The 21,126-nt window shown below is 56.7% G+C and carries 17 protein-coding genes; 9 read left to right on the top strand and 8 right to left on the bottom strand.

Features of this window, described 5'->3' with window-relative positions:
* Position 1: 1 nt before the first annotated feature.
* On the bottom strand, positions 2-1,141 hold the full coding sequence (locus AO726_RS16830; RefSeq protein WP_058069267.1) for an efflux RND transporter periplasmic adaptor subunit: 1,140 nt from the start codon (positions 1,139-1,141) through the stop codon (positions 2-4).
* Between the two features lie 129 nt (positions 1,142-1,270).
* Here AO726_RS16830 and AO726_RS16825 point away from each other — a divergent pair, with 129 nt between their 5' ends.
* Positions 1,271-1,927: a TetR family transcriptional regulator gene (locus tag AO726_RS16825; RefSeq protein WP_058069266.1), complete on the top strand. Its 657-nt coding sequence runs from the start codon at positions 1,271-1,273 to the stop codon at positions 1,925-1,927.
* Here the strand turns inward: AO726_RS16825 and AO726_RS16820 are convergent.
* On the bottom strand, positions 1,906-2,118 hold the full coding sequence (locus tag AO726_RS16820; protein ID WP_058069265.1) for a heavy-metal-associated domain-containing protein: 213 nt from the start codon (positions 2,116-2,118) through the stop codon (positions 1,906-1,908). The two genes, AO726_RS16825 and AO726_RS16820, sit on opposite strands and share 22 nt — an antisense overlap.
* Before the next feature lie 139 nt (positions 2,119-2,257).
* Between AO726_RS16820 and AO726_RS16815 the strand changes: the two genes are divergently transcribed.
* Together AO726_RS16815 and cueR are read left to right on the top strand one after the other, a co-directional pair.
* The gene (locus AO726_RS16815; RefSeq protein WP_058069264.1) at positions 2,258-4,663 is read left to right on the top strand and encodes a heavy metal translocating P-type ATPase; all 2,406 of its coding nucleotides are present in this window, start codon (positions 2,258-2,260) and stop codon (positions 4,661-4,663) included.
* Complete coding sequence (gene cueR / locus AO726_RS16810) at positions 4,660-5,061, top strand: Cu(I)-responsive transcriptional regulator (protein ID WP_058069263.1); 402 nt, start codon at positions 4,660-4,662, stop codon at positions 5,059-5,061. Before AO726_RS16815 ends, cueR begins: the two co-directional genes overlap by 4 nt.
* Before the next feature lie 3 nt (positions 5,062-5,064).
* Here cueR and AO726_RS16805 read toward each other — a convergent pair whose 3' ends face one another.
* Entirely contained in the window at positions 5,065-5,652 is a 588-nt protein-coding gene (locus AO726_RS16805; RefSeq protein WP_058069262.1) for an HAD family hydrolase, read from the bottom strand.
* Positions 5,649-6,518, bottom strand: coding sequence for an acyl-CoA thioesterase II (tesB, locus tag AO726_RS16800; protein WP_058069261.1), 870 nt, complete (start codon positions 6,516-6,518; stop codon positions 5,649-5,651). The genes AO726_RS16805 and tesB overlap by 4 nt, the downstream gene beginning before the upstream one ends.
* A 200-nt stretch (positions 6,519-6,718) precedes the next feature.
* Here tesB and AO726_RS16795 point away from each other — a divergent pair, with 200 nt between their 5' ends.
* A complete protein-coding gene (locus AO726_RS16795; protein WP_058069260.1) occupies positions 6,719-7,639 on the top strand; it encodes a histone deacetylase family protein in 921 nt (306 codons plus the stop codon).
* Positions 7,640-7,643: 4 nt separating this feature from the next.
* Here the strand turns inward: AO726_RS16795 and AO726_RS16790 are convergent, their stop codons facing one another.
* On the bottom strand, positions 7,644-8,693 hold the full coding sequence (locus tag AO726_RS16790; protein ID WP_058069259.1) for an oxidoreductase: 1,050 nt from the start codon (positions 8,691-8,693) through the stop codon (positions 7,644-7,646).
* Positions 8,694-9,369: 676 nt separating this feature from the next.
* Here AO726_RS16790 and AO726_RS16785 point away from each other — a divergent pair.
* The 3 genes from AO726_RS16785 to AO726_RS16775 all read left to right on the top strand — a co-directional run bounded on the left by AO726_RS16785 (position 9,370) and on the right by AO726_RS16775 (position 15,495).
* A complete protein-coding gene (locus tag AO726_RS16785) occupies positions 9,370-13,020 on the top strand; it encodes a transporter substrate-binding domain-containing protein (RefSeq protein WP_058069258.1) in 3,651 nt (1,216 codons plus the stop codon).
* Between the two features lie 217 nt (positions 13,021-13,237).
* A complete protein-coding gene (locus AO726_RS16780; protein WP_058069257.1) occupies positions 13,238-13,870 on the top strand; it encodes a response regulator transcription factor in 633 nt (210 codons plus the stop codon).
* A gap of 128 nt (positions 13,871-13,998) precedes the next feature.
* The gene (locus tag AO726_RS16775) at positions 13,999-15,495 is read left to right on the top strand and encodes a methyl-accepting chemotaxis protein (protein WP_058069256.1); all 1,497 of its coding nucleotides are present in this window, start codon (positions 13,999-14,001) and stop codon (positions 15,493-15,495) included.
* A 5-nt stretch (positions 15,496-15,500) separates the two neighbouring features.
* On the opposite strand, the gene AO726_RS16770 is transcribed toward AO726_RS16775, so the two are convergent.
* Together AO726_RS16770 and AO726_RS16765 are read right to left on the bottom strand one after the other, a co-directional pair.
* On the bottom strand, positions 15,501-17,114 hold the full coding sequence (locus tag AO726_RS16770; RefSeq protein ID WP_058069255.1) for an ABC-F family ATP-binding cassette domain-containing protein: 1,614 nt from the start codon (positions 17,112-17,114) through the stop codon (positions 15,501-15,503).
* 150 nt (positions 17,115-17,264) lie between these two features.
* Positions 17,265-17,816, bottom strand: coding sequence for a TetR/AcrR family transcriptional regulator (locus tag AO726_RS16765; RefSeq protein WP_058069254.1), 552 nt, complete (start codon positions 17,814-17,816; stop codon positions 17,265-17,267).
* Positions 17,817-17,919: 103 nt separating this feature from the next.
* Here AO726_RS16765 and AO726_RS16760 point away from each other — a divergent pair, with 103 nt between their 5' ends.
* A complete protein-coding gene (locus tag AO726_RS16760) occupies positions 17,920-18,420 on the top strand; it encodes an HPP family protein (protein WP_058069253.1) in 501 nt (166 codons plus the stop codon).
* Between the two features lie 172 nt (positions 18,421-18,592).
* On the opposite strand, the gene AO726_RS16755 is transcribed toward AO726_RS16760, so the two are convergent.
* Positions 18,593-19,726 carry an aminotransferase class V-fold PLP-dependent enzyme gene (locus tag AO726_RS16755; RefSeq protein WP_058069252.1) on the bottom strand — a complete coding sequence of 378 codons (1,134 nt, stop codon included), beginning with the start codon at positions 19,724-19,726 and terminating at the stop codon, positions 18,593-18,595.
* A gap of 125 nt (positions 19,727-19,851) precedes the next feature.
* Between AO726_RS16755 and AO726_RS16750 the strand changes: the two genes are divergently transcribed.
* Positions 19,852-21,096 (top strand): TIGR03862 family flavoprotein, encoded by a 1,245-nt coding sequence (locus AO726_RS16750; RefSeq protein ID WP_058069251.1) that lies wholly within the window; start codon positions 19,852-19,854, stop codon positions 21,094-21,096.
* Positions 21,097-21,126: the final 30 nt, after the last annotated feature.

Below are 21,126 nucleotides of genomic sequence, written 5' to 3'. Positions count from 1 at the left end.
CTTAAGAGTTACTGGCAGGTGCGTCGACAGGCTTGACCGGTACATCGGGGCGTACTTTGAGCACACCTTCGATAATCACCCGATCGCCGGGGGCAATGCCGGACAGAATCACCCAGCGCCCGTTCACAGTAGGCCCTGTGCTGACAATCCGCGCCCGGGCAATGTTGCCTTCGTCCACCACGTACACGAAGGTCCCGGCCGGCCCCTGCAGCACTGCCTGTTCCGGCACGCTGAGCGCATCCGGCTGAGTAATGCCATGCACCTGAATGCGGACAAACTGCCCCGGTAGCAGGGACTGATCCGGGTTCGGCAGCACCGCCCTAATACTTACTGCGCCGGTGCTACGGTCGACCAGGCTATCAGTGAAGTTCACTGTGCCTTCGTGTGGGTAGACACTGCCATCGCCGAACATCACCTTGACCATCAGCTTTCCGTCTTCCGGCATCACCAGCGTGCCGTTGTGTAGGCCGCTGCGCACGCTCTCCAGATCGGAGTCAGGAACAGCAAAGTTGACGTAGATCGGATCAAGCTGGGTGATATTGCTAAGCAGGCTGGCATTCGGATCACCAGCCACCATCAGGCTGCCTTCCGAGACAGTTTCCTTGCTGGTAATGCCGGAAATAGGGGCCTTGACCGTGGTGTATTCGAGGTCGATTCTGCGCGCTTCAACCTCCGCCTGAGCCGCCTGGATATTGGCTTTGCTCTGCTCAAAGTTGGAAATTGCGTTATCCAGCTCACTTTCGCTGGCGAAGCCTTTTTTCTGCAGCTCGCGGATGCGCCCCAGATTGCGCTCCGCCTGACGGTAGCGGGCCTGTTCCTGAGCCAGTGCGCCTTTGGCACGGCTTAACGCGGCTTCATAGGTGCGCGGGTCAATACGGAACATCACTTGTCCTTTATTGACACGGTTACCTTCTACATAGGTACGTTCCTGTAGAATACCGCTGACTTGTGCCCGCAACTGCACCTCGCGAAAGCCTGCCGTACGTGCGGAGTACTCATACTGCAGCGGCAAAGACTCGCTTTTGACAGTGGCCACCACCACTCCCGGAGCAGGAGGCGCATCAGCGGCATGAAGCGAAGTAGACAAGGATGCAGCCAGAAAACCACTGGCAAAAACCGCATTGCGGACAGAGAAGCGCATGAATGTCTCCATGTGACTCAAGGCATAACATTCACATAGCCGCATGCATACACTGGGTCCTGTAAGCGGCTTGTGATCTTTTATTACTATTCTTCAGAACTGAGACTAGTCAGAAATTCCAACCTCGCCATGCGCAGAACCAAAGAAGACGCCGAGAAAACCCGCATCACCATTCTGGAGGCCGCTGAAACGCTGTTTCTGGAAAAGGGAGTTGCCCACACCAGCCTCGAGCATATTGCTCGCCAGGCTGGCGTAACCCGTGGTGCGGTTTATTGGCACTTTGCGAACAAGGCTGACCTGTTCACTGCCATGCTCAATCAGGTGCGACTGCCGCCGGAGCAATTGGTTGAGCGAATCAGCGGCTGCCCGGAGCATGACCCGCTGCAGACATTGCGTCAGCTGTGTGTGGATGCCCTATCAGGCTTGGTGCAGGACGAGAAAAAGCAGCGCATCTTCACCATTTTGCTGCGCCGCTGCGAATTCACTGAAGAACTGCGCCCGGCAGAAGAACGCCACGAAGCCTTCATCAATCTCTTTATCGAGTTGTGCGAACAGCAGTTCAACAATCCTGCAGTTCGCCCGCGCCTGTATCCAGGTATTTGCCCGCGCCTGGCGGCACGCACTGTGCACGCAGTACTAATCGGCATGTTCCATGACTGGCTGCGCGACCCGACGATTTTCAACCCTGAAATCGACATCAGCCCGATTGTCGATGCCTGTTTCAGGGGGTTGGTGAAGGACTGGCACTGCTGCCCCCCAAATGATCAGGCCAAACCTGCTCCGTAACCGGCTTCGGCAATGGCGATGATCAACGCATCGTCAGACTGAGCGCTGGTGACCTGCACCACACCGCTGCTCAACTGCACCTTGACCTCAGCGCTGGCATCCACGGCCTTAACCGCCTCAGTAACAGCTTTGACGCAGTGCTGGCAGGTCATGCCTTCAACCTGAAAGGTGTGAACGGTTGCTGCTGACATGGGGAACTCCTAATGAGTAAACATAAGACGGCATGCAGTCTGCACCTTGCCATATGGTTAAGGTCAAGCCATTAATGGGCCTTGACCTTAACCTCGTGACAAGGTTGATCCTATCGATCACCTCACCAGGAGACGTGCCATGACCAGCCTCAGCACCTTCACCCTACCCGTCACCGGCATGACCTGCGCCAGCTGCGCCGGACGCGTGGAGCGCGCGCTCAATAAGCTGGCCGATGTCAGCCAGGTCAGCGTTAACCTGGCCAATGAACAGGCCCACATACAGGCCCCGCCCGGCAGCTTGCCAGCACTGGTCGAAACCATCAGCAAGGCTGGCTACAGCGTACCGACCGAAACACTCGAGTTACACATACAGGGCATGACCTGCTCCAGCTGTTCCGGGCGCGTTGAACGCGCCCTGAGCAAGCACCCGGCGGTACTGGAGGCCAGCGTCAATCTCGCCAGCGAGCACGCCTCCATCCGCCTGCTGGCGGGCACGGACAGCAACGAGCTGATCGCTGCCGTCAAAAAGGCCGGCTACGAAGCGAGCCTGATCAACCCTGCACAACCGGCACAACCTAGCGCAGAACGCAGCTTGCGCCGGGAACGCTGGATGCTCTTGCTGGCTATAGTGCTGACCGCGCCGCTGGTTGTGCCGATGCTGCTTGAGCCCTTCGGCCTGCACTGGATGCTGCCCGCATGGGCTCAGTTCGCGCTGGCCACTCCGGTGCAATTCATCTTCGGTGCACGCTTTTACCGCGCGGCCTGGAGCGCGCTGCGCAACGGTGCTGGCAACATGGACCAGTTGGTCGCCATCGGCACCAGCTCGGCTTATGGCCTGAGTTTGTATCAATGGGCCAATACCGCTCACGGTGACATGCCCCATCTGTATTTCGAAGCCTCGGCAGTGATTATCAGCCTGATCCTGCTCGGCAAATACCTCGAAAGCCGCGCCAAACGCCAGACCACCAGCGCCATTCGCGCCCTACAGGCGCTGCGGCCAGAGCGGGCGCTGCGCTTACACAATGGCATTGAGCGATGGGTCGCACTGAGCGAACTGAAGCTGGGTGACCAGTTGGTGGTTAAACCCGGTGAACGCTTCCCGGTGGACGGGCGTGTGCTCGACGGGCAAAGCCATGCGGATGAATCCCTGATCAGCGGCGAAAGCCTGCCCATCGCCAAACAGGCAGGTGACAGCATCACCGCAGGCGCGATTAACGGCGAGGGGCGCCTGATTATCGAAACCACTGCGCTGGGTGCTGAGACTGTGTTGTCGCGCATCATCCGTCTGGTTGAGGACGCTCAGGCGAAAAAGGCTCCGATCCAGAAACTGGTGGACAAAGTCAGCCAGATTTTCGTGCCCGCCGTGCTGCTGATCGCCCTGATCACACTGGCCACCTGGTTACTGCTTGGCGCAGGTCTTGAAACTTCGCTGCTCAACGCCATCGCCGTGCTGGTGATTGCCTGCCCGTGCGCATTGGGCCTGGCCACACCGACGGCGATCATGGCGGGCACCGGCGTGGCCGCCCGCCACGGCATTCTGATCAAGGATGCCGAAGCGCTGGAGGTGGCGCATTCAGTGACCGTGGTCGCCTTCGACAAAACCGGCACACTCACCTCCGGCGCGCCACGTATTGCCCACATGCGGGGGGTGGACGCTGATGATGAGCAACTGCTGAGACTGGCCGGTGCCTTGCAGCGCGGCAGCGAACATCCATTGGCCAAAGCGGTGTTGCAAGCCTGCACTGAGCGCGGACTGGCCCTACCTGAGCTGAGTAACAGCCAGATCCTGCCGGGGCGCGGCATCCGTGGCGAAGTCGACAAGCGCCAACTCGCTCTGGGCAACCGCCGTCTGCTGGATGAACTGGGGCTGACGCAGGCCGAACTGGCGGCTGACGCTCAGGCTTGGGAACGCGAAGGCCGAACCCTGTCCTGGCTGTTGCAGCTGGCTCCCACGGCACAGGTCATCGGCCTGTTCGCCTTTGGTGACACCCTCAAGGAAGGCGCAACTGAAGGCATCGCCGCACTGACTGCACAAGGCATCGCCAGCCATCTGATCAGCGGAGATAACCCGGGTAGTGTCAACGCCGTTTCCAGCGCACTGGGCATCAGCCACGCCCACGCCGAAGTCTTGCCTGCGAATAAAGCCGAGATCATTGGCAGCCTGCGCCAGTCCGGTGTGGTTGCCATGGTCGGCGACGGCATCAACGATGCTCCGGCACTGGCCGCCGCAGACGTGGGCATTGCCATGGGCAGCGGCACCGATGTAGCCATGCACGCTGCCGGGATCACCCTGATGCGCGGCGATCCACGTCTGGTGGCCGATGCTCTGGACATCAGTCGCCGTACCTACAGCAAAATCCGCCAGAACCTATTTTGGGCGTTTGTTTACAACATGGTCGGCATTCCGCTGGCTGCCGCCGGGCTACTCAACCCGATGCTGGCCGGAGCGGCTATGGCACTGAGCAGTGTCAGCGTGGTCAGTAATGCGCTGCTGCTGAAACTGTGGAAACCCCGGCATCACCAAGGGCAGAGGACCGCGCCATGAACATCGGCCAAGCCGCCAGGCGCTCAGGCCTGAGCGCCAAGATGATCCGCTATTACGAAAGCATCGACCTGCTGCCTGCCGCCCGCCGGACCGACAGCGGCTATCGGCTCTACACCGAGCAGGATTTGCATCGTCTGGCTTTTATCAAACGCTCGCGGGACCTGGGCTTCTCACTGGCGGATGTCGGCCAGCTGCTGGCGTTATGGGAAGACCGCCAACGCGCCAGTGCCGATGTGAAGGCGCTGGCGCAAGGGCATATTGACGAGCTGGAGCGCAAAATCAACGAACTCAGCAGCCTGCGAGATACGCTGAAAGATTTGATTCAGCACTGTCAGGGCAACGACCGCCCGGACTGCCCGATTCTCAAGGATTTGGAATCAGGCGGCTGTTGTCACTGAGGCTCACAGCGCCCGCTGCAGCGCCGCGCAATCCAATGCAAAGTGATCGGTCAGCTCCGGCCATGGGTTTTCCGCCAAATTTACCAGCACGCTGCGCGCCCCAGCCGCTCGCGCGCATTCCAGATCAAAGCGGTAATCCCCAACCATCACCAGCTCCGCGGGGCTGACTTGCCAGGCCGCTGCCAGCAGCAGCAACCCAGCCGGATCGGGCTTGGGCGCGGCTTCATCGCGACCAATCACATCCGCTTGCTCAAAGCAGTCAGCGACGCCAATGGCTTCAAGCGTCACCCAAGCCAGTTCGTAGGCGTTGCGCGTCAGAATCCCTAAACGGCAGCCCCGTGCATGCAGGCTGCGCACCAACTCAACCGCCCCCGGCGCAGCCACCGCGTTAACTGCCAGCTCACGCTCGTGCTCCATCAGCCAAGCATGTTTGGCAGCAGCCACATCTGCCGGTAAGGCAGCGAGGTGGCCGAGGATGTCTTCATTGAGAGGAATCTCCAGCGCCCGCTTGATGGCATCAAAATCATGCACGGCACGGGTCAGTGTGCCGTCCATATCGAATACCCAGTGGCGGGCAGCCGCGAGACTCACTTCCAGTCCTCACGCACGCGGGTCAGACCTTCCTGTGCAACCGAGGCCACCAGCTCGCCCTTGCGGTTGAAGATGCTGCCCCGGGAGAAACCACGGGCGTTGCCGGACCACGGGCTGTCCATGCTGTAGAGCAGCCAGTCATCCAGACGCAGGTTGCTGTGGAACCACAGGGAGTGATCCAGGCTCGCCACCTGCATAAATTTCTGGAACACCGACACGCCATGCGGCTGCATGGAGGTGGTCAGCAGGTTGAAGTCACTGGCGTAGGCCAACAGCAGCTTGTGCAGGTGCGGATTGTCCGGCAGATCACCGGCCGCCTTGAACCACACATGCTTGACCGGCTCGCACGGCTTGGGCGCAAAGGGGTTGATAAAGGTCGCCGGGCGGATTTCGATGGGCTTGTCGCTGATCGCCCGCTCGCGCATGCGCTCCGGAATCAGCTGCTGCACCATACGCGCCAGCTCGGTCTCCGACTTCAATTCTTCCGGACCGGGGACATCGGGCATGGTGTTTTGGTGGTGGAAGCCTTCCTCATCAATCTGAAACGAAGCGCTGCAGGTGAAGATCGGCTGGCCCTTCTGAATTGCCGTCACCCGGCGCGTACTGAAGGTACCGCCATCACGCACGCGATCCACCTGATACACCACCGGCAAGGTGGCATCCCCCGGACGCAGAAAGTAACCATGCATGGAGTGCACATGACGCTCAGGGGTGACAGTCTGGCTGGCTGCTGACACACACTGGCCCAACACCTGCCCACCGAACAGCTGGCGGAAGCCGAGGTCCTGGCTCACACCGCGAAAGAGGTTTTCTTCAATGGTTTCCAGAGTCAATAACGCGACCAACTCATCCAACACCTGACTCATGCATGCTCTCCGGTAACACTATTGAAGGAAGCGCAAATGTTAATGACTAAAGTCACACTTGTCGGCCATTACCGACGATTAAAGCAGACAATCTCCAAGCCATTACAGCCATCCCATGGCCGAATAATCCTCAGCACCAGTATCGAACCACCTGATACCCTGTTCACCCTCTGACAACCACCCGCCACGAGTCAGCTTGCATGGGATTACCGCTGGTCTATCACGACGACTACAGCCCGCCGTTTCCGGCCGGGCATCGTTTCCCCATGGAAAAATTCCGCCTGTTGCGTGATCACCTTGTCGGCAGCGGCCTGTGTAAAGACGAAGACCTGCATCGACCGCAGCCCTGCCCTGACGATGTTCTGGCCCTTGCTCACTGCCCGGATTACATCCAGCGCTACAACAGCGGCGCGCTGAGCCATGAAGAACAGCGCCGCCTCGGCCTGCCCTGGACACCTGAACTGGCCCTACGAACCGTGCGCGCCGTCGGCGGCTCATTGCTGGCCACCGAGCTGGCACTAAAGCACGGTCTGGCCTGTCACCTGGCAGGCGGAACTCACCATGCTCATTACGACCAGCCCGCCGGATTCTGCATCTTCAATGACTTGGCGGTGATCAGTCAGTACCTGCTGCAAAGTGGCAAAGCGCAACGGGTGCTGATCTACGACTGCGATGTCCATCAGGGGGATGGCACCGCACGGCTGTTGGAACACACTCCGGATGCGGTGACGGTGTCCCTGCACTGCGCCACCAACTACCCGGCGCGCAAAGCCAACAGTGACTGGGACATTGCCCTGCCCAAAGGCACGGGAGACGAACATTATCTGGGTGTGGTCAACGATAGCCTAAGCTATCTGCTGGCCCTGTATCAGCCGGATATCGTGCTGTATGACGCAGGCGTCGACGTTCATCAGAATGATGCCCTCGGTTATCTCAACCTGAGCGATGCGGGGATCGCCGCCCGCGACTACGCCGTTATGAGTCACTGTCTGGATCGGGACATTCCGGTGGTTGGCGTGATCGGCGGTGGCTATGACAAAGATCGCCACGCTCTGGCCCGCCGCCACGGCATTCTCCACCACAGCGCCGCGCGCATCTGGCAGGAGCGCGGACTGCGCTGACCACTTAACCAGGAAGCGCCAGCTCGACCGTCCGACCTTCAAGACAACTCGTACAACCGGCCTCGATCAGTTGCATCACCTGCAATGCCTGTTGAGCCGGCACCGGATTATCGCCGCCATGGCGAATTGCATCGAAGATGGCGCTGTAATAGCTGCGATAATTTCCCACCTCACCGGGAAGCAGACACTCATGCACAGTGTCGCCATCCCATAACGTCAGGCGTCCCTGCTGCGGATCGCGGCCCCAGTCGGTGTCCTCAGGACCGAGCCCCGCCCGAAGCGCGTCCTCCTGCACATCCAGACCAAATTTAATGAAGCTGCCATGAGTGCCGTGCACGGAAAATCGTGGTGCCGGACTGGCCGCCAAGGCACTGGCGTGCAGCACCACCCGCAACTGTGCATAACCCAACACAGCGTGAAACCAATCATCGGTCACCGCACCGTCCCGCAGTTTCTCCTGATCCAGCCAGATCGACTGCGGCAGGCCAAACAACTGCACGGCCTGATCCAGCAGATGCGGCCCGAGGTCGTACCACAAGCCACCACCGGCCACCGCCGTCTCACGCCAGCGCGAACGAACCTGCGGACGGAAGCGGTCAAAGCGCGATTCAACGTGCACCACACGCCCCAGCTCACCGCTGTCGAGTAGCGTTTTCAAGGTCACAAAGTCCGCATCCCAGCGCCGGTTATGGAACACTGAGAGCAAGCGCTGATACTGGTCCGCCAGACTGATCAGCTCTTTCGCCTCCGCCACTGTCACGGTGAATGGCTTATCCACCACCACATGCTTACCCGCTGTAAGCGCCTGTGCGGCAAGATCAAAATGCGTGTCGTTAGGCGTTGCAATCACAATCAGCTCAAGGTCATCCCTGGCGAGTAACGCAGCCGCTGAAGGCTCCGTAGAGACCTCCGAAAAATCCTCCCTAACCCTGGCCTCATTGCTGGAGGCAATAGCGGTGAGCTCAAGATCAGCCACCATGCTGATCAGCGGAGCATGAAAGGTTTTACCGGCGTAACCATAACCAATCAGACCCGTTTTCATCCTTGAGAACATGCGACACCCTCCATGGGGGCTAAACAAATGAATATGCCATCGCCACAAGGCCAAGTGGAGTCATAGACCGCAGGCTTACCCAGCCTTTTAAACCACTGAATCCTTATTACCGCTCCCAGTTTCAGACGGACGACACTCAGAGCAGGAGACTGGCCAGACAGGCCTGCCCACCCGAAAGAGCAGAGCGCAAATTTAAATCGGCCACTTTCGAATTAAGGCCAGCAACAAAACTATTAAACCGAACATTAAGTAAAACTTATAAAACAATAAGTACAAACTATTAATACAAAGACACCTTATTACTAAAAACCCACCAACAATTGAGAATTTTAATATTGACTAATTACGATTCACACTTAAAACCATGGCAAACATAGGAGTTTTCTGAACCCATTGCCAAAATTCGCCCTTATAATTGGCCGCACTTTCAACCAATACTAATTGCGCCAACCACGCTTATCGCAGCAACTTAGTCAAGTAATTACCTCCTTAGGATTCCGTCGGCCTGCACCTGTCTGGAGAGTTATTGTTCTGAACTGAGCACACCAGCGTCTCTGGTGCCTGCTTCCAGCAAGCCGACAACAACCAACCTCAAAACACACAATGTTCAGGAGTGAAACCTCTCCTAAGCCTTGGCGCTATTTCTACTCAGTCCCTTAAATTAAAAGACCCCGATATGGTTACACGACTAATCCAGCTTTTGCTTGCCTTGAGCATTTCCCTGACCTACGCAAACTGCGCGCTGGCCAATCATGCTCTCTCGCTATACAGCAACGCCCATATCGGTTACCAAGACATGCAGATAAGCATTGATGACTGGATTTGGCTGCGGCAAAAGCGCTCTCTCTACCTCGGAATCACCCGCGACGAGCAAGCTCCGCTTCACGTTCAATACGACAACGAGAACTACGAAGGCATATCCTCGGATGTGACCGGGATGATCTCGCAACTGCTTGGCGTGCAGATTGAAATTCAAGAATTTGCCACTCGCAAAGAGGCATACCAGGCACTGGAAGATGGCCAGATTGACCTGATCACCGGCCATAGCAGCGAGACAAAAAACAAGAACGTCCTGGTCAGTCAGCCCTACCTAAAAGAACGCCTTGTCATCTTCAAACGTGACGTTCAGACCCAACCCATTCCGGCTGATCTGAACGGACTCAATGCAGCGGTTGTGAAAGAGCACGCCAAGAGCTTAAAGCCCTTCTTCCCCAACACCACGTTCACCACCTACGACTCACACGACAGCGCCATCGCTGCCGTTTCGTTCGGCCACGCGGACGTGTATATCGACGACGTGGTCAACGCTTACTTCCGCATCAACCGCTCCTACTACAGCCTCGTCAAATACGAACGCCCGCTGGATGAAATCCCTGCTGGGGAATACACCTACATATTCCGCCATGACAACCAACACCTGCAGCTCCTGATCAACAGGGCACTGGACTCCATCGGCCATGAACGCCTGCACCGTGTCAGCAAGCGTTGGGTCGGAAGCGGCCTGATCCCCAACAATGAACCAGTTGCGCTGACCGCCAGTGAAGCGCACTGGATTTCACGCAAACCTACCGTACGTCTGGTCATCAACGATGGCCTGGCACCAGTGGCCTTCTTCACATCAGACGGGGTGTTCTCAGGCATCGCGGCCGACCTGTTTGACCTGATATCGCAACGCACCGGGCTGAAATTTGAAGTCACCTCACACATGGGCGGCTTCCCGGAAAAAGTATCCGCCCTGGAAAAAAACAAAGCCGACCTGGCCATCCTGATTTCTGATCAGGGTATTGGCGATCAGTTACGCCTGTCCCGGCCTATTCTCGCCAGCCCATATGTACTGGTGACGCGCCCTGATGAAGCGATTGGATCGCTTACACCTGAGCAGCTGGCAGGCGCAAAACTGGCAATTGCCGCCAACCATATTGATCCGACCAAGGTGCACCTCGCCTATCCGCAATCAACAGTGATAATGGCAACCACCGCGCTGGATGCCATGCACATGGTTCAGGAAGGCGAAGTCCGCGCCGCCATCATGAGCCTGCCCACTGCCCGCTATTACACGGCCCGCTGGTTTCACAACCAACTGGCGATTACCGACACTCTGCCTTTTGGCCTGAACACCACCCGTTTCGCCATCCGCACCAGCGACAGCGAACTGGAATCAATCATCAACAAAGTGCTGAGCGAAATACCGCCTGATGAGATGAATGCCATCGCCAGCCGCTGGCGCACACTCCCCAGCATGAGTGATCAAAGCTGGCGCAACTATGAGCAAATGATCCTCGAGATTGTCATTGCCGCCTCGCTGCTACTGATGATGAGTTTGATCTGGGTGTTCTACCTGAGACGGCAAATCCGCGCCCGTGAATCCGCAGAGAAAGCCCTCAAAGATCAACTGCAGTTTGTCGAAACCCTCACCGACAGCATGCCACCGCCGCTTTATGTCAGGGACGTTGAAGGCCGCATGCTGTCTTGCAACCGCAGCTACCTGGAGTGCTTCGGAGTCGAAGTAGAAGATGTCGTCAACAAAACTCTGATTGAGCTGCCCATTGACCACATAGAACGCAAGCCAGAGTTCCATCAGAGCTACATGGAGGCCATTCGTACCGAGCAGACCATAAAAGAGGTAATCAACGTTAACGTACGCGGTAAGAAACTGTGGATTGATCACTGGATTCGCCCTTTCAAAGACTCTACCGGCAAAGTCAAAGGCGTGATCTGTGGCTGGATGGACATTACCGAACACCAAAATCTGATCAGCCAGTTGGAAGTAGCGAAGAATCTTGCCGACGAAGCCAGCCGTGCCAAAACAACCTTCCTGGCCACTATGAGCCACGAAATTCGCACTCCGATGAACGCCGTCATCGGCATACTCGAACTGGTGCTAAAACGTACCGAACTGACCAGTTCAGACCGTACCAGCATTGAGATCGCCCACACTTCAGCCAAAAGTCTGCTGGACCTAATCGGAGACATCCTCGACATCGCCCGCATTGAGTCTGGCCGCCTTAGCCTGTCGCTAAAACGTGCCAACCTACGCGAGCTGGTTGAATCAGTTGCAAGAATTTTCGAAGGGCTGGCCCGGCAAAAGCACCTCACGCTGAACGTTGACATTGATACCAGCGTCAACTGTGACGTACTGATCGATGCCATGCGCTTCAAACAAATCCTCTCCAACCTAACCAGTAACGCGATCAAGTTCACCGAATCGGGCTCGGTGTGCATCCGCATCAGCGGCGACAAAATCGACGCCACCTGTATGCAGATTGCCCTGAGCGTGACCGATACCGGCATTGGTATTTCCAGCGAAGATTTAGAGCATTTGTTCCACCCTTTCTCACAGGTAAAACACAGCACCAACGTACGTGAAGGCGCTGGACTGGGCCTGGTGATCTGCCGTTCGCTGTGCAAGATGATGGGGGGCGCCATGGACATGACCAGTGAGCCCGGCCGTGGCACCCGTGTCGACGTCCGGCTGTGCCTACAAACCCTCACCCCGGTTGAGGTCGATGAACCCCAACCACTCACCCGCAACCACTCAGCCCGGTGCCTGCAAGTGCTGGTAGTGGACGACCATGCAGTTAACCGGGAAATACTGCACCAGCAATTGCTCTATCTGGGACATGAGGTTGTACAAGCCGAGAACGGTATTGAAGCGCTCAAAGAATGGCGGGCGCAGCCATTTGATGTGGTCATCACGGACTGCCGCATGCCCGGCATGGACGGCCATGACCTGACCCAAGCCATACGCGAGGAAGAAGCCGGAAAGAACGAGGAAAGCACCATCATTCTGGGCCTGACTGCAGATGCCCAACCCGATGAAATCCAACGCTGCATACAAGCAGGCATGGATGACTGCCTGATCAAACCTATTGGCCTGGACGTGCTGGAGAAGTTGCTCCATAAGGTCAACATCACAGATCACAGACCTGCCCAAACTGCCTCCAGCGGACTGAATGAGAAAGAACTCTTCGTCAGTTCGCTGAAGTCACTCTCGAGCAACAAGCCTCAGGTATTTGAGCGTCTCATCTACGAGCTGATCAAAAGCAACCGCGGGGACATGGAAGATATTCAAGCCAAATTCTCAGCGCAGGACTTCAAGGGTATTCAGGAAGTCGCTCACCGAATCAAAGGGGCCGCACAAGTGGTCGGCGCACAGACTATTTCTGCGACTTGCGAAAGCCTGGAGAGCGTCTGCCTCAAGGACCACGTCTCAGCAGAAGAAGTCGAGGCCTGCATAGAACATCTGCAAGTGGCGATTCAAAGCCAGAAGGAGATGCTACTGGATATTCTTGCCGAAAACATAGCAAACACTAAAAACCCTGCATAAATGTACAGACATACAACTAAAATATAAGTACCAATTAAATACTCACAAACTAATACCAATTCACTAATCGAAAGAAAATCACATATATATCAAGACACCAGTCCCAATAAAACAGGTGCATTTCGTACATTAACTAAAGACAATTCCCGAATCAGCGAATAACATTACCCATCTACTTTCTTACACCAAAGCCAATAGATAAAGGGTAAGCATTACCATGCCCAAAGTTCTGATTGTCGATGATCATCCGGCAATTCGCTTGGCTGTCCGGTCGCTGCTGGAAGATCATAATTCCGTAGTTATGGCCGAAGCCGATAACAGTGTAGATGCCCTCCGGCTGGCACAACTTTACAAACCCGAAATCGTTATCGTAGAGCCTGCGATCCCTAGACTTGACGTTTCAGCGCTGATTTCACGTTTTACAAATCTTGGACTCAATTGCAATACCATCATCCTAACCTCGCAACCCGCTGCAACTTACTGCAATCGCTATATAGAGTCCGGCGCTAATGCGTTTATTACCAAAGATGAAGACCTGACCCCACTGCTGAATGCGATTGATGCGGTCATGAATGGCTACTCGCTATTCCCCTGTGAGCCGTTACGCGGGCAGGGTCAGGTAATGCCCGAGCTTAGAAACGATCACCACCTGATTAATTCGCTCACTGATCGCGAACTGACAATCCTTAAACATTTGTCCCAGGGCTACTCCAACAAACAGATCGGTGAAATGCTGTTCCTCAGCAATAAGACTGTCAGCACTTACAAAACCCGGATTTATCAAAAGCTGGGACTTAAATCTGTTGTTGAAATGGCGAGTTTCTCCAAACGCAATCTGTTAATCCACTGACAACTGTGTCCAACGGATAGCGAGTACTCGCCCTCCTAGCTCCCCGCACCAGGCAACCCACACAAAGCCTTGAGTTCTCTTCTAAGCTGAAGGTTGCCAACACAAAACTGTGCAGGGAGCAGGCACGTATGATCCAACCCACGCGTTTTTTTCAGCACTACTGCAGAGCCGACCGAATCATGCTGGGCATCATCTGGCTGATGTTCGTGTTTTCTCTCGGACTCGCCTTTTGGTTTGACACATTCGTGCAGGCCATTGTGGTTGGGGGCAGCACAAGCCTCGTTCTGACGTTGCTTTACCGCCTGATTGGCGGGACACGCCTGATGCGTTGCCTACTTGGCGTTGGGCTGATGGTTATGGCAGCCCTGCATATCAACCAAGCCCATGGACTTATCGAAGTGCACTTCGGCATTTTCGCTTTGCTCGCGGTGCTGACGTTCTACCGTGACTGGCTGCCGATTCTGGTCGCGGCGCTCACCATTGCCGTGCATCACGTGGTTTTCCACTACCTGCAACACAAGGGCTTTCCGGTTTATGTCATGGGCCATCACGGCGGCTGGAACATGGTTTTTGTGCATGCTTTTTATGTGGTGATGGAAACACTCGTCCTGCTCTACCTTTCCCATCACAGCAACAAAGATGCAGTTGAATCACAGAACATGCTGGAAAAAATGCTCAGCGCCACATCACGTCTGACAGGTGAGCAGCATGGTGACGCAGGAACACACCGGCCGATCACCCTAACGGAGCGTTTTGATCAGTTTTTGACACAAATAACCCGCTTAATTGACGGCGTAGTCAGGGACGCCAACGGCCTCGGGGAACTGGGCCAGGAACTCTCCGCCACCAGCCAGACGCTTGAGGTCGGTGCGCAACGCCAACTTACCGAAATTGAGTTGATGACAGACTCCGTTCAGCATCTGGGAGCCGCGATTCACCAGATTGCCGATCAAGTCGATCGTGCAGTTGAGCATGCAGGTCTGGCCAGCTCCAGAGTTATCGATGTACAGAGCCGGGTTAATCGGGCTCAGACAGAAATTTTGCAGCTCTCAGAGCGGATTTCAGACACCAACGAAACCATCAACACCCTGGCAACTCAGGCCGAAAAAATCGGCAGCGTGCTTGAGGTGATCACCAGCATTGCAGAACAAACCAACCTCCTCGCACTGAACGCAGCCATTGAAGCTGCCAGGGCGGGTGAACAAGGACGCGGATTTGCTGTGGTGGCTGACGAAGTTCGCAGTCTGGCCCAGCGCACAGCGGTCTCAACCAAAGAAATCGGGGCAATCATCACCACCCTGCAGCAAGACAGCCGCAAAGCAGTTGAATCCATGCAACAAAGCCGCTCGGGTGTTGAACGCTGCGTGGAGGACAGCCAGCAGGCAGCTCAAATGCTGCAAACAGTCGGCAACGATATCGCCGAGATTGATGCCCTGAACAACTGCATCGCCACCACCACACGCGAGCAGTCGAACGCCAGCCAAGACATCGTCGAGCACCTGCAATCCGTGCAGGGAGTAGCCCAGCACACAGTTGCCGATGTCGAAACCCTGGGGCTCAGCAGTCAGCGCTTACTACCGATCGCGACTCGGCTGGACGCCCTGGGCCACACTTTTCATCAATAGAAGGCTTACCAACACGCCAGGTGCCATCCCCCACCGCCTACAAACAGGCGGTGGGTCAGGTTCAGTCGGCTGAGGAAGACATCGTCATGAGAAATAACCAACAGGGTACCCTGATAAGCACGCAGCATCTCTTCAAGCGCCTGCAGTGAAGGCAGATCAAGGTGATTGCTCGGCTCATCCAACAGAAGCAGTTGCGCAGGTGAGTCGGAATAAAAGGCGCATGCCAGTGCAGCCTTCAAACGCTCTCCACCGCTGAGCAAACGGCAAGCAACACCGACCTTCTGTGCATCCAAACCAAGCTGAGCCAACCGCATTCGCAACTCACCCTCTGTGGGCGTGTGATTAACTGAGCGCAATTGCTCTAATACCGAAACGTCTGCCTTCAAGGTAGCGAGATGCTGGTCCAGATAAGCACTTTCTACCTTCACATCGCAGTGGCCTGAGGCCAACTCCAGACGCCCCGCCAAGACATTCAACAACGTCGTTTTTCCGCAACCATTGCGACCGATAACGCCCACTCGCTGCCGGCCTGTCAGGGTCAGATCAATAGTGGCCGATTCGCCTGCGACATATGGCAAGCGCCCTTCAACCCGTGCGACTTGCCTGCTCACCGCTTGTTGCGACAACGACACGCCATGCACGATTACAGGTGCCTCTTCGTCCACTTGCTGCCTTGCCGTATTGATCTCCTGATCCCGTTGCTGCTTCTGCACGACCTGCTGTTGCTGTAAGCGTCCGCTTGAACGCTCACTTTGCCCTTTCTTTTGCCCTAGCAGGATTTTGGCCTGGTTCGACTCCTTCCCTTGGCGGCAACCTCGTGCATTGCGCCGCTCCTGCCGCTCCAGTTGCTTGCGCAGGCTCTGTTCTTCCCGCTTACGCTCATGCTTGAGATGCTCAAGCCGCTCGATTGCAGAGTGTTGTTGCTGCGCCTTGCTCTGGATGTAGAGGTCATAATTTCCGCCGTAACTACTCAAGCCCTGCACAGACAAATCAACAACCCGCTCAACGCTTCTTAGCAATTCACGGTCATGACTGACGACCAGCATTCCCCGTGGCCAGGCTATTAGTTGGTCGATTAAGCGCTTGCGATTGGGCCGATCGAGATGATTACTCGGCTCATCAAGGATCAAATAATCAGCCCCGGAAAGCTCCGCCCCAATCAACGCCACGCGCATAGCCTCCCCACCGCTGATCTTACTGGTGGGCATATCCAACTCCAGATGCGCCAGTCCATGTTGCACAAATGCCTGCTTCAACTGGGCGCGAATATCCCAACACTCGCCTACCGTATCGAAATCCGACGCCAAGACGCTGCCCGCCTCAATTCTCTGAAGTGCCGCCAAAATGTGCTGTTGGCCCGTAAGTGCGGCAACCGTAATACCGCCTCCCTGGCCTATTTCTTGCGACAGGTAATGGACGCTGCCGGCTCGCGTGCACCGCCCGAAAGACGGTTGAAGCAAGCCAGCAAGAATGCGGGCGAGAATGCTTTTGCCAATGCCATTGCGCCCAACCAGCCCGGTCAGGCGCTGGTCAAATTGAGCATTGAGATCAGTAAACAGCGTTCTGCCAGTCGGCAAAACATAAGACACGCTTTCCAGCGTCAGATACGTATAGGTCATGGTGCGTTCCACAGATGCCAAAGACTCCCCCAGCCTGGGGGTAGAAGGAGACTGGCCGTCAGTTAGACGGCGGCATCAATGACGCATCGGACCAATACCTCAAGAAAGTTGAAGAGTGCCCATCATAGTCAGTCAGGCGATAGCTGCAAGTCAGTGGCTTTTAGCGATCAACCACTCAGCCATCTGCCGAGCCGCCTGAATGGTTACATCTGCGGCTCCTCTAACCTGACTGGCCACAATCAGCCCTTCACCAAGCAGAAACAGCTGCTGAGCGACCTCTTGGGGGGAGTTCAGCTGTGCACGCTCGCAAATCTTCAGCAAATAGCTGATCACCCGCTCCTTGTGCTCTTTGGCCAGTACGTGGGGGGCATCCTGCTCTGCGCTGTATTCAGCAGCTGCGTTGATAAACAGGCAACCATGGAAGTCAGGTTCCCGCACCCAGTCTGCAATAAAGTCGATGTAAGCCGCAGGTCTGTCTTCAATCGCAACCGCCTCAGTCGCAGCCACCAGGCGCGCCATAAATTGCTCGTCACGCAGCTGGATTGAAGCGTCCACCAGATGCTCCTTACTGGGGAAATGCCGGTACAGCGTCTTTTTAGTGACGCCGGCCTCCTGACTCAACTGCTCCACGCCCGACGCATGGAAACCCTGCCGATAGAACAGCGCCAGCGCGGATTCGGTGATGGTACGGGATGTGCTCATACGCTCACTCCGGGATGAACAGGACGAAGGTATACCGATCGGTTTACACAAGGGAAACCGATCGGTATCCTCGATATCTTCCAAGCCTTTACGGAGCAATGCAATGCCAGTCAGCAAACTATTGCGATCCAGCGCGCCACCCGCACCGTCGCTGCAGTTCACTTTGATCTCATTTGTTGGCACCTTGCTGGCCATTGGCGCAACCGGCTGGCTCAGCCACGTGTCCGCAACGCCCTGGCTGATGGCCTCTTTCGGGGCAAGCTGCGTGCTGGCATTCGGCGTACCAGACTCTCCACTGGCGCAACCACGCAGCATTATTGGCGGACACCTGATATCCACAGCGGTGGGATTACTGATTCTGCATTCGCTGGGTAACGCCTGGTGGACCGGAGCCATTGCGGTCGGTCTGGCGCTAGCGGTAATGCAACAGACACGCACCCTGCACGCGCCTGCCGGAGCAAATCCACTGGTGGTCATCAGCGCAGGCGCATCGTTCAGCTTTTTACTGACACCGGTGTTGATTGGATCGCTGGTGATTGTGGCGACTGCGTGGGCAGTCAATAACGCCCGTACCCGCAATAGTTACCCAAAGTACTGGCTGTAGGACTCCGCTGAATGCCCGAGCATGGTGGGTAACCTGCTACGCAGGCTTACCACACCCTACAAAAGCCCAGCCCCCAACCAAACCGTAGCCTGGATTAGCCACGAACGTGGCGTAATCCGGGTTTCGCAACAGAGGATGGTTGCAAAACCCGGCGAGACAGGAAACGCTTCGGTTAACCCGCTAGCACCTTATCGAGCGCCTGCTCCAGGATGCCAACCGTGCGGTCGATATTGCCGAGCTTGTCTAAGCCAAACAGGCCGAGGCGGAAGGTCTGGAAGTCCGCTGGCTCGTCACATTGCAGCGGTACACCCGCAGCGATTTGCAGACCAAGCGGGATGAACTTGCTGCCGGTCTTGATGCCTTCGTCGGTGGTGTAACACACCACCACGCCCGGTGCTTCGAAGCCCTGCGCAGCCACACTCTTAAATCCTTTCTGCGCCAGCATCGCCCGCACGCGACTGCCTAACTCGACCTGCTGATTGCGTACAGTGCTGAAGCCTTTGGCTTTCGCCTCCAACATCGCATCGCGGAAACGCGCCAGCGCATCGCTCGGCATGGTGGCGTGATAGGCATGACCGCCTTGCTCATAGGCCTGCATGATTTGCAGCCACTTCTTCAGATCGCAGGCAAAGCTGGTGCTTTGGGTTGCTTCAACACGGGCCTTGCCCGCTTCGCTGAGCATCACCAGCGCGCAGCAAGGCGACGCACTCCAGCCCTTTTGTGGCGCACTGATTAGTACGTCGATGCCGCACGCCTGCATATCCACCCACAACGTGCCGGAAGCGATGCAGTCCAGTACAAACAGACCGCCCACCGCATGCACAGCATCAGCCACTGCGCGCAGATAACCATCTGGCAACACCATGCCGGATGAGGTTTCCACGTGCGGCGCGAACACCACCTGCGGTTTCTCCGCTGCGATGGTTTCCAGCACATCAGTGAGGGCTGGCGGGCTGAAGGGTGCCTGCGGTTCAGTGCTGACCGGACGCGCCTTAAGCACCAGCGCCTCGGAAGGGATCTGGCCCATTTCGAAGATCTGCGTCCAGCGATAGCTGAACCAACCGTTGCGGATCACCAGAGCCTTTTGCCCTGTTGCCAACTGACGCGCCACCGCCTCCATGCCATAGGTTCCGCTACCCGGCACAATCGCCACTGCATGGGCGTTGTAGACGTCCTTGAGGGTGCTGGAAATATCCCGCATTACGCCCTGGAACGACTTGGACATGTGGTTCAGGGAACGGTCGGTATACACCACCGAGTATTCAAGCAGGCCATCAGGATCAACACTCGGATACAGATCAGACATACGAAACTCCTGGCAGAAGGACTGCCTGCGACCCTGCCCTAAGCCACCCTAAATGACAAGTCCAAACGCCCGAATCATGGCAGCTGCGGGTAGAATGCAGCCCTGTCTTATCCAGTATTAACGCCATGCCCCACAGCAGCCCGAACTCCTCTCCGCGCGTCGCCATTATCGGTGGCGGCCCAGCCGGCCTTATGGCCGCAGAAACCCTGGCCCAAGCGGGTCTTGCCGTCGACTTGTACGACGCAATGCCCTCAGTGGGGCGTAAATTCCTGCTGGCCGGTGTGGGCGGTATGAACATCACCCACTCCGAAGCCAAGCCTGCGTTTATCAGCCGCTACGGCCAGCGTCAGGAAGAGATCGCCCGGCTGCTTGAAGACTTTGACGCCGATGCCCTGCGCCAGTGGATTCACGATCTGGGCATCGAAACCTTTGTCGGTACCTCCGGCCGCGTCTTCCCTACCGACATGAAAGCCGCGCCGCTGCTGCGCGCCTGGCTAAAACGGCTGCGCGAACTGGGTGTGCAGATTCACACCCGCCACCGCTGGCTGGGCTGGAATGAGCAAGGGGCTCTGCGTCTGCACAACAGCGAAGGCGAATTCACCCTTCAAGCCGACGCCACCCTGCTCGCCCTCGGCGGCGGCAGTTGGGCGAGACTCGGTTCAGATGGCGCATGGCTGCCGTGGCTGCAAGCCAAAGGCGTACAAGTCGCACCGCTGCAAGCGAGCAACTGCGGGTTTGATGTAACGGCATGGAGCGACTTTTTACGGGATAAATTCGCCGGCGCGCCATTGAAAAACGTCAGCCTGCGACTGGGCCACAACGAGCCGCGAATCGGTGAATTCGTCCTCACAAGTACAGGCATCGAAGGCAGCCTGGTGTACGCACTCTCTGCTGGGATTCGAGAAAGCATCAACCAGCAAGGCAGCGCCACGGTCTACCTCGACCTGCTGCCGCAAACGCCGCAAGCCAAGCTGGAAAAGGCTCTTAGCAAACCACGAGGCAGCCACTCCATGGCCAAGCACCTGCATCGTCAGGCCGGTATTGATGGTGTTAAGGCAGCTTTGCTGCGCGAGCTCAGCAGTGCAGAAACCTTCACCCAACCCTCACTACTGGCGGCTGCCATCAAAGCCCTGCCGATCCCCCTGCAGAAGCCTCGGCCGATTGATGAAGCCATCAGCACTGCCGGCGGCGTGACGTTCGAAGCGCTCAATGACGACCTGATGCTGACTCAACTGCCTGGCACCTTCTGCTCCGGCGAAATGCTCGATTGGGAAGCCCCAACCGGCGGCTATCTGCTCACAGCCTGCTTCGCCAGCGGCAAACGCGCGGCACACGGCATCATCAAATGGCTGCAAAAACGCACCAGATAGGCGATTTGCCATCATCTATGCTTGAATGCG

The organism is Pseudomonas sp. TTU2014-080ASC (genome assembly GCF_001446935.1).
In the GTDB taxonomy this organism is placed as follows: Bacteria; Pseudomonadota; Gammaproteobacteria; order Pseudomonadales; family Pseudomonadaceae; genus Aquipseudomonas.
The sequence above is the reverse complement of the archived record's forward strand: the minus strand, read 5'-3'. Positions and strand labels throughout refer to the sequence as shown.